The organism is Variovorax sp. Varisp85 (assembly GCF_047304045.1).
In the GTDB taxonomy this organism is placed as follows: Bacteria; Pseudomonadota; Gammaproteobacteria; order Burkholderiales; family Burkholderiaceae_C; genus Variovorax.
Genome location: NZ_JBGLYN010000033.1, coordinates 1 through 15,120, shown reverse-complemented (window position 1 = coordinate 15,120; position 15,120 = coordinate 1). Strand labels below are relative to the sequence as shown.

Annotated in this window: 14 protein-coding genes; 11 read left to right on the top strand and 3 right to left on the bottom strand. The window is 67.9% G+C overall.

Features of this window, described 5'->3' with window-relative positions; all coding sequences use genetic code 11:
• Window positions 1-13 precede the first annotated feature (13 nt).
• On the bottom strand, window positions 14-403 hold the full coding sequence (locus ACCC97_RS14955; RefSeq protein WP_007837475.1) for a RidA family protein: 390 nt from the start codon (window positions 401-403) through the stop codon (window positions 14-16).
• A gap of 191 nt (window positions 404-594) precedes the next feature.
• Between ACCC97_RS14955 and ACCC97_RS14950 the strand changes: the two genes are divergently transcribed.
• From ACCC97_RS14950 to ACCC97_RS14910, 9 genes are all read left to right on the top strand, one after another.
• Window positions 595-2,172, top strand: a complete 1,578-nt coding sequence (locus ACCC97_RS14950; protein ID WP_413333552.1) for an ABC transporter substrate-binding protein — start codon at window positions 595-597, stop codon at window positions 2,170-2,172.
• Between the two features lie 31 nt (window positions 2,173-2,203).
• Window positions 2,204-3,145, top strand: a complete 942-nt coding sequence (locus tag ACCC97_RS14945) for an ABC transporter permease (RefSeq protein ID WP_056586187.1) — start codon at window positions 2,204-2,206, stop codon at window positions 3,143-3,145.
• 3 nt (window positions 3,146-3,148) lie between these two features.
• Window positions 3,149-3,988 carry an ABC transporter permease gene (locus ACCC97_RS14940; protein WP_007837472.1) on the top strand — a complete coding sequence of 280 codons (840 nt, stop codon included), beginning with the start codon at window positions 3,149-3,151 and terminating at the stop codon, window positions 3,986-3,988.
• The gene (locus ACCC97_RS14935; protein ID WP_413333550.1) at window positions 3,988-5,025 is read left to right on the top strand and encodes an ABC transporter ATP-binding protein; all 1,038 of its coding nucleotides are present in this window, start codon (window positions 3,988-3,990) and stop codon (window positions 5,023-5,025) included. The genes ACCC97_RS14940 and ACCC97_RS14935 overlap by 1 nt, the downstream gene beginning before the upstream one ends.
• 157 nt (window positions 5,026-5,182) lie before the next feature.
• Complete coding sequence (locus tag ACCC97_RS14930) at window positions 5,183-6,166, top strand: ABC transporter ATP-binding protein (RefSeq protein WP_007837467.1); 984 nt, start codon at window positions 5,183-5,185, stop codon at window positions 6,164-6,166.
• Complete coding sequence (locus ACCC97_RS14925) at window positions 6,163-7,464, top strand: amino acid deaminase (protein WP_413333548.1); 1,302 nt, start codon at window positions 6,163-6,165, stop codon at window positions 7,462-7,464. The genes ACCC97_RS14930 and ACCC97_RS14925 overlap by 4 nt, the downstream gene beginning before the upstream one ends.
• A 10-nt stretch (window positions 7,465-7,474) precedes the next feature.
• Window positions 7,475-8,386 (top strand): MurR/RpiR family transcriptional regulator, encoded by a 912-nt coding sequence (locus ACCC97_RS14920; RefSeq protein WP_007837465.1) that lies wholly within the window; start codon window positions 7,475-7,477, stop codon window positions 8,384-8,386.
• The gene (locus tag ACCC97_RS14915; RefSeq protein WP_007837464.1) at window positions 8,383-9,855 is read left to right on the top strand and encodes an N-acyl-D-amino-acid deacylase family protein; all 1,473 of its coding nucleotides are present in this window, start codon (window positions 8,383-8,385) and stop codon (window positions 9,853-9,855) included. The genes ACCC97_RS14920 and ACCC97_RS14915 overlap by 4 nt, the downstream gene beginning before the upstream one ends.
• 125 nt (window positions 9,856-9,980) lie before the next feature.
• The gene (locus ACCC97_RS14910; RefSeq protein WP_007837463.1) at window positions 9,981-10,166 is read left to right on the top strand and encodes a hypothetical protein; all 186 of its coding nucleotides are present in this window, start codon (window positions 9,981-9,983) and stop codon (window positions 10,164-10,166) included.
• A 23-nt stretch (window positions 10,167-10,189) separates the two neighbouring features.
• Here the strand turns inward: ACCC97_RS14910 and ACCC97_RS14905 are convergent, their stop codons facing one another.
• Complete coding sequence (locus tag ACCC97_RS14905) at window positions 10,190-11,113, bottom strand: LysR family transcriptional regulator (protein WP_007837462.1); 924 nt, start codon at window positions 11,111-11,113, stop codon at window positions 10,190-10,192.
• Between the two features lie 140 nt (window positions 11,114-11,253).
• Here ACCC97_RS14905 and ACCC97_RS14900 point away from each other — a divergent pair, with 140 nt between their 5' ends.
• Together ACCC97_RS14900 and ACCC97_RS14895 are read left to right on the top strand one after the other, a co-directional pair.
• Window positions 11,254-12,150: a transporter substrate-binding domain-containing protein gene (locus ACCC97_RS14900; protein ID WP_007837461.1), complete on the top strand. Its 897-nt coding sequence runs from the start codon at window positions 11,254-11,256 to the stop codon at window positions 12,148-12,150.
• A 3-nt stretch (window positions 12,151-12,153) separates the two neighbouring features.
• Window positions 12,154-13,449 carry an aminotransferase class V-fold PLP-dependent enzyme gene (locus ACCC97_RS14895; protein WP_007837460.1) on the top strand — a complete coding sequence of 432 codons (1,296 nt, stop codon included), beginning with the start codon at window positions 12,154-12,156 and terminating at the stop codon, window positions 13,447-13,449.
• A 59-nt stretch (window positions 13,450-13,508) separates the two neighbouring features.
• On the opposite strand, the gene ACCC97_RS14890 is transcribed toward ACCC97_RS14895, so the two are convergent.
• On the bottom strand, window positions 13,509-15,120 hold a 1,612-nt coding region (locus tag ACCC97_RS14890; protein ID WP_413333545.1), incomplete at its 5' end, for a SulP family inorganic anion transporter.

Sequence of the window (15,120 nt, the reverse complement as noted above, 5' to 3'; positions counted from 1 at the left end):
CGCTCCCGCGTCCTCAGGCCTTCGGCTTGTAGGCCACCACGTCGATCTCGACCTTGGCGTCGACCATCAGCCGCGCCTCGGTGGTCGAGCGCGCCGGCTTGTTCTCGCCGAAGTAGCCCATGTAGATGCGGTTGAAGGCACCAAAGTCGCGCGCGTCCTGCAGCCAGACAGTGCTCTTGCACACGTCGTCGAGCGTGGCGCCGGCCAGCGCGAGCACGGTCTTGAGGTTTTCCATCACCTGGCGCGTCTGCGCCTCGATGCCGCCCACCACGATCTCGCCATCCTTGTTCGCCGGCACCTGGCCCGACACGTAGATGAAGTCGCCGGCGCGCACGGCCGGGGAGAAGGGGCGGGCCTGGCGGTCGGACGCGACGGGCGGGGCGCCGAGGTATTCGAGGGGCATGGAGACTCCTGAAAGGTGAAGAGTAGTGAAGGAAGGAGAGCCGCGAGTATCGCGCTCAATCTGAAAATCTCTTTCAGAACAACCCTTGATCGAGGGTTAACACGGATGATTTGGCATGAATACTGCTTCAAAGTCCAAGCCGAAGAGAAATTTTCTTTCACAAACTCGCACGCCCCATGAAGGAGTTCCCCATGCCCCACGTCGGTCCTGTTGCCCAGCGCCTGCCCAAGCTGTCGAAGCGCAGCCTGCTGGGAGCTTCCCTGCTCGCGATGCTGTGCGCCGCGCTGCCCCATCAGCAGGTCCACGCCCAGGGCCCGCGCAACTTCGCCACGCTGGCGATGGTGGCCGAGCCGCAGACGCTCGACCCGATGGCCTCCACGGCCGACCTGGTCGGAACCATCATGCAGCACGTGTACGAGACGCTCTACACCTTCGACGCCAAGTGGAACGTGGTTCCGATGCTGGCCGAAGGCATGCCGAAGATCTCGGCCGACGGCAAGACCTACGCCATCACCCTGCGCAAGGGCGTGATGCTGCACAACGGGCGCGAACTCAACGCCGACGACGTGGTGGCCAGCCTGCAGCGCTGGATGGACCAGTCGCCGCGCGGCAAGGCCGTGGGCAAGGAGGTCGCCAGCCTCAAGGCCAAGGGCCCGCTGGCGGTCGAAGTCGTGCTGAAGGAGCCTTATGCACCGCTGCTGTCGCAGCTCGCGCTGCCCAGCGGCATGGCCGCGATCATGGCCAAGGATTCCATCGCCTCGCCGCTGAAGGACTTCGTCGGCACCGGCCCCTACAAGTTCAAGGAACGCCGCCCCGACCAGTTCGTGCTGCTCACGCGCTTCGACAAGTACAGCGCGCGCAAGGAACCGGCGAGCGGCTATGGCGGCAAGCGCGAAGCGGCGATCGAGGAACTGCGCTTCGTGCCCGTGCCCAACGCCAGCACGCGTGTCGAAGGCGCGCTGGCCGGCCAGTACGACTTTGCCGACCTGCTGCCGGTGGAAGCGCTGCCGCGCCTGGAGAAGTCGGGCGGCAAGACGGTGCCGATCATGACGCCGTCGTTCGGCTTCCCGTACCTCGTGCTCAACACCAAGGAAGGCGTGGCCGCCAGCCAGCCGGTGCGCCAGGCGATCCAGACCGCGCTCGGCGAAGGCGAGATGCTCGCGGCCGGCTTCGGCGACACGCGCTTCTTCGTGGCCGAAGGCAACCATTTCCCGAAGGGCTCGCCGTTCTATTCGGCGGCCGGTGCCGACCAGTACAACCAGCGCAACGCCGCCAAGGCGAAGGAGGCCGCGGCCAAGGCCGGCTACAAGGGCGAGCCGATCCGCGTAATCACCAGCCGCCAGTACGACTTCCACTACAACATGGCGCTGCTGATGGCCGAGCAGCTCAAGCGTGCCGGCTTCAAGGTCGACCTGAACGTGGTCGACTGGGCCACGCTGGTGCAGCGCCGCAACGACCCCAAGCTGTGGGACATCTACGTCACACATTCGGGCCAGTTCCCCGAGCCGATGCTCTCGCCGCCGCAGCTCGGCGACGGCGCACCCGGCTGGTGGGACACGCCCGCCAAGAAGACGGCACTGCAGGCCTTCAACGTCGAGAGCGACCCTGCCAAGCGCGGCGCACTGTGGGGCAAGGTGCAGCAGGTGGTCTACGACGAGGTGCCGTACATCAATGTTGGCAAGTTCAACGGCCTGTCGGCAAAGAGCCCGGCGCTGGACAACTACCAGCCCGCGACCTGGCCGTTCTTCTGGAATGCCCGGATCAAGTAAGTAACGAGGCCGTTGAAGCAATAACCGCCCCATGATCCGCTACATCGCTTCCCGCGCCGCAGGCATGCTCGTCGTGCTCGCCATCGTGGCCGTGCTCGTCTTCGTGCTCACGCGCGCCGCATCGGGCGACCCGGTCTCGGTGCTGCTGGGCGACCAGGCCACCGCGGCCGACATCGCCCGCGTGCAGAAGGAGTACGGCCTCGACAAGCCGCTGCCCGTGCAGTTCGGCTACTGGCTGCGCGAGGTGCTGCAGGGCAATCTCGGCACCTCGATCTTCCTGCAGCGTCCCGTGACGCAGGCGCTGTGGGAGCGCTCCGAACCCACCACGCTGCTCGCGCTGATGGCCGTGGCCATCGCCGCGCTGATCGGCGTGCCCTGCGGCATCGTCTCGGCCGTGTTCCGCGGGCGCGTGGTCGACCAGCTGTTCACCGGCATCGCGATGCTGGGCGCGAGCATTCCGAGTTTCTGGCTGGGCATCGTGCTGATCCAGATCTTCGCGGTGTCGTTCGGCTGGTTCCCGGTGTCGGGCTACGGCGCGCCCGATGCGGCGCTGGCCGAGCGGCTGCACGCGCTGGTGCTGCCGGCCACGGTGCTGGGCCTCTTGAACTCGGCGCTCATCATCCGCTTCACGCGCGCCTCGATGCTCGACGTGCTCGGCGAAGACTATGTGCGCACGGCGCGCTCCAAGGGCCTGAGCGAAAGCACGGTGGTGCTCAAGCATGCGCTGCGCAATGCGCTGGTGCCCATCGTAACGGTGATCGGCCTCACGGTCGCGCTGATGATCGGCGGCGCCGTCATCACCGAGACCGTGTTCGGCCTGCCCGGCGTGGGCAACCTGGTGGTCAGCGCCGTGCTGCGGCGCGACTACCCGGTCATTCAAGGTGCATTGCTCGTGATCGCCGCGATCTATGTGCTCATCAATTTCTCGATCGACCTGCTGTACGCAGTGGTCGATCCGCGCGTGAAGGTCTGAGCGATGCGCATGCCTCGAATGCTCCGCCAGCTGATGCATCGCCGCATCGTGATGGTTTCCGCTCTGGTGCTGCTGGTGATCGCCATCCTGGCGATCGGCGCTCCGCTGTTCGCCTCCATCGATCCCAACGACACGGCGGTGCTGCAGCGCCTGAAGGCGCCGAGCGCCGAGCACCTGCTCGGCACCGACGAACTGGGCCGCGACCTGTATTCGCGCATCGTGCACGGCGCGCGCTACTCGCTGGCCATCGCTGCGCTCACGGCGCTGGGTGCCGTTATCGCCGGCACGGTGCTGGGCCTGATGGCCGGCTTCTTCCGCCGGCTCGACGCGCCGCTGATGCGCGTGGTCGACGCGATGATGTCCTTCCCCGACATCCTGCTGGCCATTGCGCTGGTGGCGATCCTCGGGCCGTCGCTCATCAACACGGTGCTTGCGCTGGTGCTGGTCTACACGCCGCGTGTGGCGCGGGTGGTGCGGGCCTCGACGCTGGTGGTGCGCGAACTGCTGTTTGTCGAAGCGGTGCGTGCGCTGGGTGTGCGCACCTCGCGCATCCTGTGGCGGCACATCTTGCCGAACCTGATGTCGCCGATCCTGGTGCAGGTGTCGTTCATCTTCGCCTACGCCATCCTGGCCGAAGCGGGTCTGTCGTTCCTCGGCGTCGGCGTGCCGCCCGAGATTCCGACCTGGGGCACGATGGTCGCGGGCAGCCAGCAGTACGCGCACCAGGCCTTCTGGGTGGTGCTGTTCCCGGGGCTTGCGATCATCTTCACGGCGCTGTCGCTGCAACTGCTGGGCGACGGTGTGCGCGACCTGCTCGACCCGAAGCTCAAGAAGACATCGTGATGACGAACGCCAATCAAACACCACGTCTCACGGTCAGCAACCTGAGCACCAGCTTCCCCACCGAAGACGGCCTCGTGCGTTCGGTGGCCGACGTGAGCTTCTCCATCCAGCCCGGCAAGACCACCGCGCTGGTCGGCGAATCGGGCTCGGGCAAGTCGGTGACCAGCCTCACGCTGATGCGCCTTCTGCCCAAGACCGCGAACGCGCAGGTCAGCGGCAGCGCCGCGTTCGTGACGCGCGAAGGCAAGACGCTCGACCTGCTGCAGATCGGCGAACGCGAGATGCGGTCGCTGCGCGGCAACCAGCTGTCGATGATCTTCCAGGAGCCGATGACCAGCCTGAACCCGGTGTTCACCATCGGCGAACAGATCGCCGAGAGCGTGCGCCTGCACAAGGGCCTCGATCGCAAGGCTGCTTTGGCGCATGCGCTGCGCATGCTCGAATTGGTCGAGATCCCGGCCGCAGCGCAGCGCATCCACGAGTACCCGCACCAGCTTTCGGGCGGCATGCGCCAGCGCGTGATGATCGCGCTGGCCATGGCCTGCGACCCGACGCTGCTGATCGCCGACGAGCCCACCACCGCGCTCGACGTGACCATCCAGGCGCAGATCCTCGAACTCATGCGCCGGCTGCAAGCCGAAACGGGCATGAGCATCCTGTTCATCACGCACAACCTTGGCGTGGTCGCGCACCATGCCGACGACGTGGTGGTGCTGTATGCGGGCCGCGTGGTCGAGAGCGCGCCCGTGCGGCCGCTGTTCGCGCAGCCCGAGCATCCGTATACGCAGGGCCTGCTGGCCTGCCTGCCGGGCAAGGCGCGGCTGCCGGGGCAGCCCAAGCCGAAGCGGCTGTTCGCGATTCGCGGGCAGGTGTCGAGCCCACTCGCGCCGCCGCCCGGCTGCGCCTTCGAGCCGCGCTGCGACCTCGCGCTGCCCGAATGCCGCAGCGCAATGCCGCCGCTGATCGAAACACACCACGGCCGCCAGGCCCGCTGCATCCGCGTGCAGCCAGCGCAACCCCTGAAGAGGGTCGCATGAGAAGCGCACTGCCTGGCGTGTTGCTCCTTCCCCTTCCGGGGGAAGGCTGGGATGGGGGCAAGCGGCGTTTGTTCGGCGCAGTGCTTCATCCAGTGCCGTCGTGCCCCCACCCCAACCCTCCCCCGGAAGGGGAGGGAGCCAATACAAAACACCCACGATGACCACCGCCGTCCCCCTCATCGAAGTCCGCGGACTCAAGAAGTACTTCGGCAGCAGCGATCGCCCCGTGCGCGCGGTCGACGACGTGTCGTTCGCGATCCGGCCCGGCGAGACGCTGGGCCTCGTCGGCGAATCGGGCTCGGGCAAGAGCACCATCGGCCGCACCGTGCTGCGCCTGCTCGAACGCACGAGCGGCCAGGTGCTGTACCGCGGCGACGACATCGGCACGCTGACGGGCGAACGCATGCGCAAGCTGCGCAGCAAGCTGCAGATCATCTTCCAGGACCCGTATGCCAGCCTGAACCCCAAGATGCGCATCAGCGCCATCCTCGGCGAGGCGCTGTCCACGCACGGCCTGCACAAGGGTGCGGCCGCACGCGACAAGCGCATTGCCGAACTGCTCGAAACCGTGGGCCTGCGCGCCGAGCATGCGAGCCGCTTTCCGCACGAGTTCTCGGGTGGGCAGCGCCAGCGCATCGGCGTGGCGCGCGCTCTCGCGGTGGAGCCCGAATTCATCGTGGCCGACGAGCCGCTGTCGGCGCTCGACGTGTCGATCCAGTCGCAGGTCATCAACCTGCTGGCCGACCTGCGCGAGCGGCTGGGCCTGACGATGCTCTTCATCTCGCACGACCTCGACGTGGTCGAGTACCTGTGCGACCGCGTGGTGGTGCTGTACCTCGGCAAGGTGATGGAAGTCGCCACCACCGACGAGTTGTTCGCCCGACCCTCGCACCCCTACACCCAGGCGCTGCTGGCCGCGAGCCCGAAGCCCGACCCGGAGGTCGCGACCGGGCGCATCGCGCTGAAGGGCGACATTCCCAGCCCCATCTCGCCGCCCTCGGGCTGCGTGTTCCGCACGCGCTGTCCGCACGCCATCGAGGCCTGTGCGCAAACGGTGCCGCCGCTCGACGAGATTTCCGCCGGACACTACAGCGCCTGCATCCGCAAGGAATTGCTCTCCAACATTGCCGCACGACCATGACCGATACCGCCACCACCGATTTCAACGACCCGCTGCTGAGCAGCATTTTCAAGGGCTACCCGCGCACGCAGCCGCCGCGCCGCCGCAGCGAGATCGGCGCCGCCGGCTGGAACGTGCTGGCCGGCGACCTGCCGCTGCCGCTGGCCGTGCTCAAGCGCGAGGCGCTCGAGCACAACCTCGCGTGGATGCAGTCGCGCGTGCGCGAATGGGGCATCGACCTCGCACCGCACGGCAAGACCACCATGTCGCCGCAGCTGTTCCAGCGCCAGCTCGACGCCGGCGCCTGGGGTCTGACCTTCGCGACCGTCACGCAGCTTGCCGTGGGCGTGGCGGCCGGCGCGCGCCGCACGCTCATCGCCAACCAGGTGGTGAGCGACGAAGACCTCGCGGGCATCCAGCTGCTGCTGGCCGACCATGCCGACCTGCGCATCGTGTTCCTGGTCGATTCGCTGGCGCAGCTCGCGCTGATCGAGGACTGGTCATCGCGCCATCCCGCGAGCGAGCCTTTCGAGGTGATGATCGAGATCGGCGTCGACGGTGCACGCACCGGCTGCCGCACGCATGAAGAAGCCGTCACGCTGGCCACGCGGCTGCGCGCCAGCAGCGCCGCGAAGCTCGTCGGCATCGAGACCTACGAAGGGCAGGGCGCGACCGGCGCCAGCGAGCCCGACACGGCCTACGCCAAAACGTTGATGGACCGCGTGGAAGCCGTCGCCCGTCATTGCGACACCGAAAAACTTTTCGAGACCGACGAGGTGCTGGTGTCCGCAGGCGGCTCGGCCATCTTCGACCTCGTGGCCGGGCGTCTCAAGCCCGCGCTCGGCGCGCCGGTGCGCGGTCTGCTGCGCTCGGGCTGCTACGTCACGCACGACCACGGCTTCTACAAGCGCATGGTCAGCGCGGTGGACGAGCGCCTGGGCTGCGGCTGCGGCGAAAGCCTGGTGCCGGCGATGGAGGTCTGGGCCACGGTGCAGTCGCGCCCCGAGCCCGGCCTCGCGATCCTTGCCGTGGGCAAGCGCGACATCTCCTTCGACCTGTCGCTACCCGTGCCCATCGCACGTGCCGCGCGCGGCGTGCTGCAGCCACAGGCCGTGCCCGCCGGCTGGAAGATCACCGCACTCAACGACCAGCATGCCTACCTGCGCTGGGACGCGGGCGAGGACGCCGAGGCGCCCAAGGTCGGCGACCGCGTCGGCCTCGGCATTTCGCACCCCTGCACGACCTTCGACAAATGGCACTGGATGCCTGTCGTCGAACAGGACTACCGTGTGAGCGACGCTGTCGCCATGCACTTCTGAACACGCACCGATGACTCCTTCCCTGCTTCAGAAAATCGGCGAGATCCGCAGCGACGCCCCGGCGACGCGGCGCGCGATTCTCGACCTGATCCTCGAAGACCCCGACCGCGTGCTCGAGGAAAGCTTCGAGCAGCTGGCCGAACGCTCGCGCAGCTCGGTGCCGACCATCATGCGCACCTGCCGCGACCTCGGTTTTGCCGGGCTGCGCGAGTTCAAGCTCGCGCTCGCGCAGGAACTGGCGCTGGGCGGCTCGCCGCTGCACCGCCGCGTCAACATCGAGGATGCGGCCGACGAAGTGGTGGGCAAGATCGCGCGCAGCGCGGCGGCCTCGGTCTCGGGCGTGCGCGGCCAGCTCGACATGCAGGTGCTCGACGGTGCAGTGGCCGCCATCGCGGCCGCGCCGCACGTCGACCTGTATGGCGCGGGCGCCACCTCATGGTTCATGGCCAACGACCTGCAGGCCCGGCTATTCCGCCTCGGCCTGTCGGCCAACGCCTGGGCCGACTATCACCTGCAGCAGGTGGCCGGCGCGGCGCAGCGCCCGGGCGGCGTGGTCATCGCCATCTCGCACGTGGGCGGCATGCCCTCGCTGCTCGACGCGGTGGACATCGCGCGCGGGCAGGGTGCCAAGGTGGTCGCGATCACCCGGCCCGGCACGGCGCTGGCGGCCAAGGCCGACTTTCTGCTCGGACTCTCGGTGCCGGACGACGCGGTAATGCACGTGGGCATCGACGCCTACCTGACGCACCTCACGGCCATCGAGATCCTCACCGTGCTCGTGGCCCAGCGCCGCGGCGAGCCCGCAGTGCAGCGCCTGCAGCGCGCGCGCGAGGCCTTCCAGCGCCATGGCATCGACGCCACCACGCATCCGCTGCAGAGCTGGGATGGCGGCGGCATCAGCGGCGGAGGGCGAGCATCGTGAGCCAGGACTCCAAAGCCATCCTGCTCGAGGCCGGCCTCGTGGTCGACGGCTCGGGCGGCCCCTCGTGGCCCGGCGACGTGCTGCTGCAGGGCGACCGCATCGTCGCGCTCGGCGAAGGCCTGCGCGGGCGGCTGCCCGACGGCCTCGCGCTGGCCGACGTCGAGATCGTCGACTGCCGCGCCAAGGTCATCGCGCCCGGCTTCATCGACGCGCACACGCACGACGACGCCATCGTGCTGCGCGACCCGCTGTGCCTGCCCAAGGTGTCGCAGGGCATCACCACGGTGGTGACGGGCAACTGCGGCATTTCGCTCGCACCGTACCGCACGCCGCAATCGAAGCCGCCTCTTACGCTGCTGGGCGCCGATTCGTTCAAGCACGCGACCATGGCGGAATACCGCGCGGCCGTCGATGCGACGCAGCCCGCGCTCAACGTGGCCGCACTGGTCGGCCACACCACGCTGCGTTTCGCGACCATGCAGGCGCTGGACCGTCCCGCCAGCGCCGACGAACTGGCGCGCATGGAAGCGCTGCTCGACAGTTGCATGGCCGACGGAGCGCACGGCATGTCGTCGGGCCTGTTCTACGAAGAAGCCTTTGCCGCGCCCGCCGAGGAGGTGACGGCGTTGGCGCGCGTCGTGGCCCGCCACGGCGGCGTCTACGCCACGCACCTGCGCAGCGAGATGCAGCAGATCATCGAGGCGCTGCACGAGGCCGGCGACTCGGCCTTCAGCGCCGGCGTGCCGCTCGTCATCTCGCACCACAAGTGCGCCGGGCCGGCCAACTGGGGCCGTACCAGGGAAACCCTGCCGCTGATCGAGTCGCTGGCGCAGCGCCAGAAGATCGCGATGGACGTCTACCCCTATGTGGCCGGCTCGACCGTGCTGCGCGAGGACCTGGTCGACGGCGTGATCGACGTGCTGCTCACCTGGTCCGACCCGCATCCCGAGATGATGGGCCGGCTCATTTCCGACATCGCGCGCGAATGGGGCACCACCGAGCAGGAGGCCTGCCTGCGCCTGAAACCGGGCGGCGCCTGCTATTTCCAGATGCAGGAGGAAGACGTGGAGCGCGTCATCGCGCACCCGCTCACCATGATCGGCAGCGACGGCCTGCCGCACGACCGCCATCCGCATCCTCGCCTCTGGGGCGCCTTTCCGCGCGTTTTTGCACGCTATTGGCGCCAACGCCGCCTTTTCACACTTGAACAGGCAGTGCACAAGATGACCGGCATGACGGCGCGCAACCTGCGCATTGCCGAGCGCGGCCTGCTGCGCCCGGGCGCCATGGCCGACGTGGTGGTATTCGACCCCGAGACCATCGCCGACACCGCCACCTATGAGCAGCCGCACGGTGTGAGCCTGGGCGTGGAACGGGTGTTCGTGAACGGCGTGCTGGCCTATCGGGGCGGCGAGGCCGAAGCCCGGGTGCTTGCGCGGGCGGGCCGGATGCTGGCGCGGGGGGCCTGAAGAGCGGGGCGGGGCGCCATATCTGGCCGGGAATAACCTCAAGACCTCTAAAGTTCTAACACTCTCGGCAAAAATCAGTCAAACTTGTACATCTTATTGGCCGTCGAATTCCGACAGGAGCAAAGATGGACAAGGACGCTGAAGGCCTTGGTGCTGATTTCGAGCTGTGGCAGCAGCTCACGGACGACTACGAAGCCGCGTTGGGCGCCCTGGCCCGGGGCGAGCCGGGCGCGCGAGAGCGGGTGGTCCGGTTGTCGTTGGCACTTCAGCAACTGCATCCGGACCTCTCCCCCGTCGACCACGACTGCTGAGGCGCCGCACAAGATCGGCAAGCTCAGTCCCGCGCCGGCTCCTCTTCCGCCTGTGCCTGGAACATGCGAGTGAAATCGCAGCACGCCTGCGCCAGCATCACGATGGACGAGGTGAGCGCGCTGCGGTGCTCGCCCTTGTGCATCGCCACGTAGCGCACCACGGGCAGGGCTGGCGCCACATCGATCACCGTCAGCATGCCGGCCGCCACCAGCGGCTGCAGGCATTGGCGCGGCAGGTAGCTCACGCCCAGTCCCGACACAGTGAGCCCGGTCAGCGCCACCAGGTTGCTCACCACGATCACGTTGGCGGGCTGCACGCCCTGCTCCTTCATCCAGGCGTCATAGGCGCGGCCGGTGCCCGAGTTGTTGCCCTGCACCAGCATGCGATGCCGCGCGAGCTCGTGCAGCCGCACGGTGCCGCCGGCTGGCACCACGCCGGGCTTGCACATCCATGCGCTCGTCACCTGGCCGATGGCCTTGTGCTGCAGCCGCGAGTCGGCGAAGGTGTCAGGCACGATGACGAGGTCGAGTTCGTCGGCCAGCAGCTTGTCGCGCAGCTGCAGGCTGTCGTCCACGTCGGGCTCGAGGATCACCTTGGGGTAGTGCTGCTGGATCAGGCCGACCAGCCGCGGCAGCCACGTCATGGCGGTCAGCTCGGTCACCCCGATGCGGATGCGCCGCTCCACCACGCCGGGCTTGCCGAACTGCTCGATGGCCGCGTCGCGCTGCGCCAGCAGCTTCTGTGCGAGCACGTACATCTCCTCGCCCTTCTCGGTGAGCCGCGCGGTGCGCTGGCTGCGGTCGAACAGCTCGGTGTCGAACAGCTGCTCCAGCTCGTGCACCCGCTTGGAAATGGCCGACTGCGAGGTGTTGAGCTGGTTGGCCGCCTGCGCAAAGCCGCCGAGGCGGGCGATCCAGTACAGGGCTTCGAGTTGCTTGAAGGTCATCACGATCGCGGCTCCATCGATATGTGATTGATAGAACGCTTTTATTCATGCGATTCGATCACAAAAAATCGCTTTTAGAAATTCATCGGGAAGCCGAAGATTCGCCCGAGCCAACGTCATCGACTCTTCAAGGAACCACCATGGACCTCAGGAAACTGCCTCTCGCACTCGGCCTCATCCTCGCTTTCGCCTGCGGCGCCGCCAGCGCACAGGACGGCGGCACCCTGCAGAAGATCAAGGAGAGCGGCACGATCCAGATCGGCGCGCGCGACAGCCAGATCCCGTTCTCGTACAAGCTCAGCGCCGACAGCGCACCCATCGGCTTCACCAACGACATCTGCCTGAAGATCGTCGACGCGGTGAAGGCCAAGCTTGGTCTCGCGAAGATCGAGGTGCGCTACACCATGCTGAATTCGACCAACCGCATCCCGCTGCTGCAGAACGGCACCGTCGACCTCGACTGCGCCACCACCACCAACACCACGCAGCGCCAGCAGCAGGTCGACTTCGCGCCCAGCCACTTCGTGACCAACATCACCGCCGCCGTGAAGAAGTCCTCGGGCATCAACGCGCTGGCCGACCTCAACGGCAAGAACGTGGCCACTGTCTCGGGCAGCACCTCGATCCAGCTGCTGCGCGGCGCGCGCAAGAGCGGCGCCATCGAAGTCAACGAGATCGCCGGCAAGGACACCTCCGACGGCTTCCTGCTGCTGTCCACCGGCCGCGCCGATGCCTACGTGCTCGACGACGTGCAGCTCGCCGGCATGGTCGCCAGCGCGACCAACCCCGGCGACTACAAGCTGCTGAAGGAGTCGCTGCGCCAGGAGCCCTACGGGATCATGCTGCGCAAGGACGATCCGCAGTTCAAGGCGCTGGTCGACGAGACCGTCACCGGCCTGATGAAGTCGGGCGCCATCGAGCAGCTCTACACCAAGTGGTTCCTCTCGCCGATTCCACCGAAGAACGCGAACCTGAACTTCCCGATGTCGGACGCGGTGCGCGAGATCTACAAGAACCCCAACAACAAGGGCGTCTGAGCGATGGATTCCAAGCTGTCTTCGAACCACCCCCACGGACTGGCCTTCTCCGACGCGCTCATGCGCGAGGTGAAGAGCCGCTTCCTGCAGGTCGACCACGACCACCACGGCCGCGAACGCCTGTACTTCGACAACGCGGGCGGCTCCTTCCGCCTCAAGGCCGCGGCCGAGCGCTTCGCGCAGGTCGACGCCATTCCCGACAACGCCGAGCGCATCCACGCCACGGCCGTCGAGCTGCAGGACATCCAGGCCAAGGGAAGCGCCGACCTGCGCACCATCCTCAACGCCACCGGCGGCAGTGTGTACGCCTCGCTCACCGCATCGGGCGCCATGTTCGACATGGTGCGCGCGGTGGCCGAGAACGTGCCGGGTACGAACATGGTCACCACCGTGCTCGAGCACCCCTCGGCCTTCGACGCGATGAGCCTGTATGCCGAGCGCCTCGGCCGCGAGCTGCGCGTGGCGAAGAGCAACCCGGTGACCGGCGGCGTCGACGTGGACGAGATCGTGCGGCTGGTCGATGAGAACACCTGCCTGCTCAACGTGATCTACGCGTCGAACATCTCGGGCGCCAAGCTCGACATGGCCGAGATCGTGCGCCGCGCGCGCGAGATCAAGCCCGACCTGTACATCCTGGTGGACGCCGTGCAGCATGCGCCGCACGGCCTCATCGACCTGCAGAAGACGCCGGTGGACGGCATCAACCTCGCGCCCTACAAGTTCTTCGGCTGCCGGGGCTCGGGGCTGTCATGGATGTCCGAGCGCGCGGCCGTGCTGCCGCACCACAAGCTCGCAGGCAAGAAGCCTGGCTACTGGGACCTGGGCAGCGCCGCGCCGTGGCAGTTCGCGGTGCTCACGGAAATCGTCGACTACGTGTGCTGGCTCGGCGGGCACTTCGTCGACGCCACAGACCGGCGCGCGTTGTTCTCGGCAGGCATCACGCACATCGAACTGCACGAGCGCGCGCTGCTGGCAGTGCTTCTGGACGGCAACGAAAACACCACCGGCATGCGCAAGCTCGAGGGCGTCAATGTGTTCCTCGACTACCAGGACCTGAGCAAGCGCGACCTGATCCTGGGCATCGGCTTCGACCGCATCGACTGCACGCAAGCCGTGGTCGAGTACGGCTTGCGCGGCGTGACAGTCTACGAGCGCGTGGCGACCAGCATCTACTCGAAGCGCATGCTCGAATCCTTCGGGCTCGCGGGCACGGTGCGGGTGTCGCCGCTGCACTGCAACTCCATCGCGGATGTGGAGAAATTCCTGCGCATCACGCGGGAGATCGCCGCGGACATCTGACTGTCATGAAGCGCCATGTTCAGTAGTCGGCATGCTTTTGGGGTACCGCCCCGCCAAGGCTACTGCACCGCGTCGTCCACGCTCCACGGCGCATACACCTGCGCCTTCAGGTCGGGCGAATCCACCTTGGCCAGCAGGTCGCGCACGCCGTCCTTCACGCGCGCCAGCGACAGGCGCGCGCCACGCACGCGCACATAGGCCGCAAAGTCGCACAGCGCCTCGATGCTGGTCGCGTCGAGGTCCGGCGACTCCTCCAGGCTCAGCACCATGCGTTGCAGGCCCGGCGTCGCGTCGATGCGCGCGCGGATCGACGCAAATACCGCATCCGCATTGCCGAAGAACAGCGGCACCTCGGGTCGCGCGATGAGCACGCCCGGCGGCACCACGGCCTCGGGGTGGCGTGCCGTGTCGACAAAGTCATGGCTCCCGCCCAGCCGCCCGAGCCAGCTGACGGTGGTGCGCGAGAAGCCGCGCAGCAGCAGCAGCAGGCTCACGCCAATGGCAACCAGCAAGCCGTCGAGCACACCCAGCAGCAGCACCGCGGCCACCGCCACCAATGCCACGAGCCGGTCGCGCCGCCACTGGAAGTACGGCCGCAGTGCTGCCGGGTTCAGCGTGTGACTCACCGCGTGGATCACGATGGCCGCCAGCAGCGGCTCCGGTGTGTGCGCGATCCACGGCAGCAGCGTCAGCACAGCCACCAGCACCACCAGCCCCGCCACGATGCCGGCCGCGCGGCTCTGCGCACCGGCCGATTCGTTGGCCGACGTGGCCGAGTAGCCCGCGCCCACCGGCATGCCCTGGAACAGCGCCGACAGCAGGTTCGCGCCACCGAGCGCCAGCAGGTCGCGGTTGGCCGACACGTTGTCGCCGTGGCGCATCGCGAAGGTGCGGATCGAGCCGTACGACTCGGCATAGAGGATCAGCGCCATCGCAAAGGCCAGCCCGCCGAGGCTCTGCCATTGCGAGCGGTCGAGCTGAGAAACGCCCGGGTGCGAGAAGTCGAGCGAGATCGGCCCCACCGACGCCACGCCCCAAGCATGGCACAGCCCGCTCACGTCGAGCGCGATGCCGGCTACGATCACGAGCAGCGCCGCCGGCACCGCGCGCCATCGCGCGAGGCCGCGCAGCAGCACGAGCGCTACCAGCGCCATGGCCGCCCCCGCAAGGCTCCAGTGCCGCCATTGGACCGCGAGCCCTGCGGCGAGCCGGAAGAAATCGCTGTGCGCCGGCTGCACCGCCAGCACCTTGGGCAGCTGCTTGACCACGATGGTCAGCGCAAGCCCCAGCGCGAAGCCACGCAGCACCGGCTTGGCGATCAGGCTGGACACCGCACCGAGCCTGGCAATGCCGGCGATGACGAAGAACACCCCGGCCAGCAGCACGATGCCCGCGCCCATCGCGAGCCGCGTGGCCGCATCGACACCCGTCACCGACATGGTGGCCGCGAACAGCACCGCGGCGGAAGACGAGGTGGCCGAGACGATCGCGAAGCGGCTGCTGCCGAAGAGGCCGTAGACGAGAAGGCCCGCGAACAGCGCGATCACGCCGGCCTGCGGCGGCAGCCCCGCGATGCCCGAATAGGCCACGGCCTCGGGCAGCAGCAGGCCTGCGATGGAGACGCCCGCCACGATGTCGGCCAGGCCGGGGCGGCGAGGGGTGGGCGTGGGC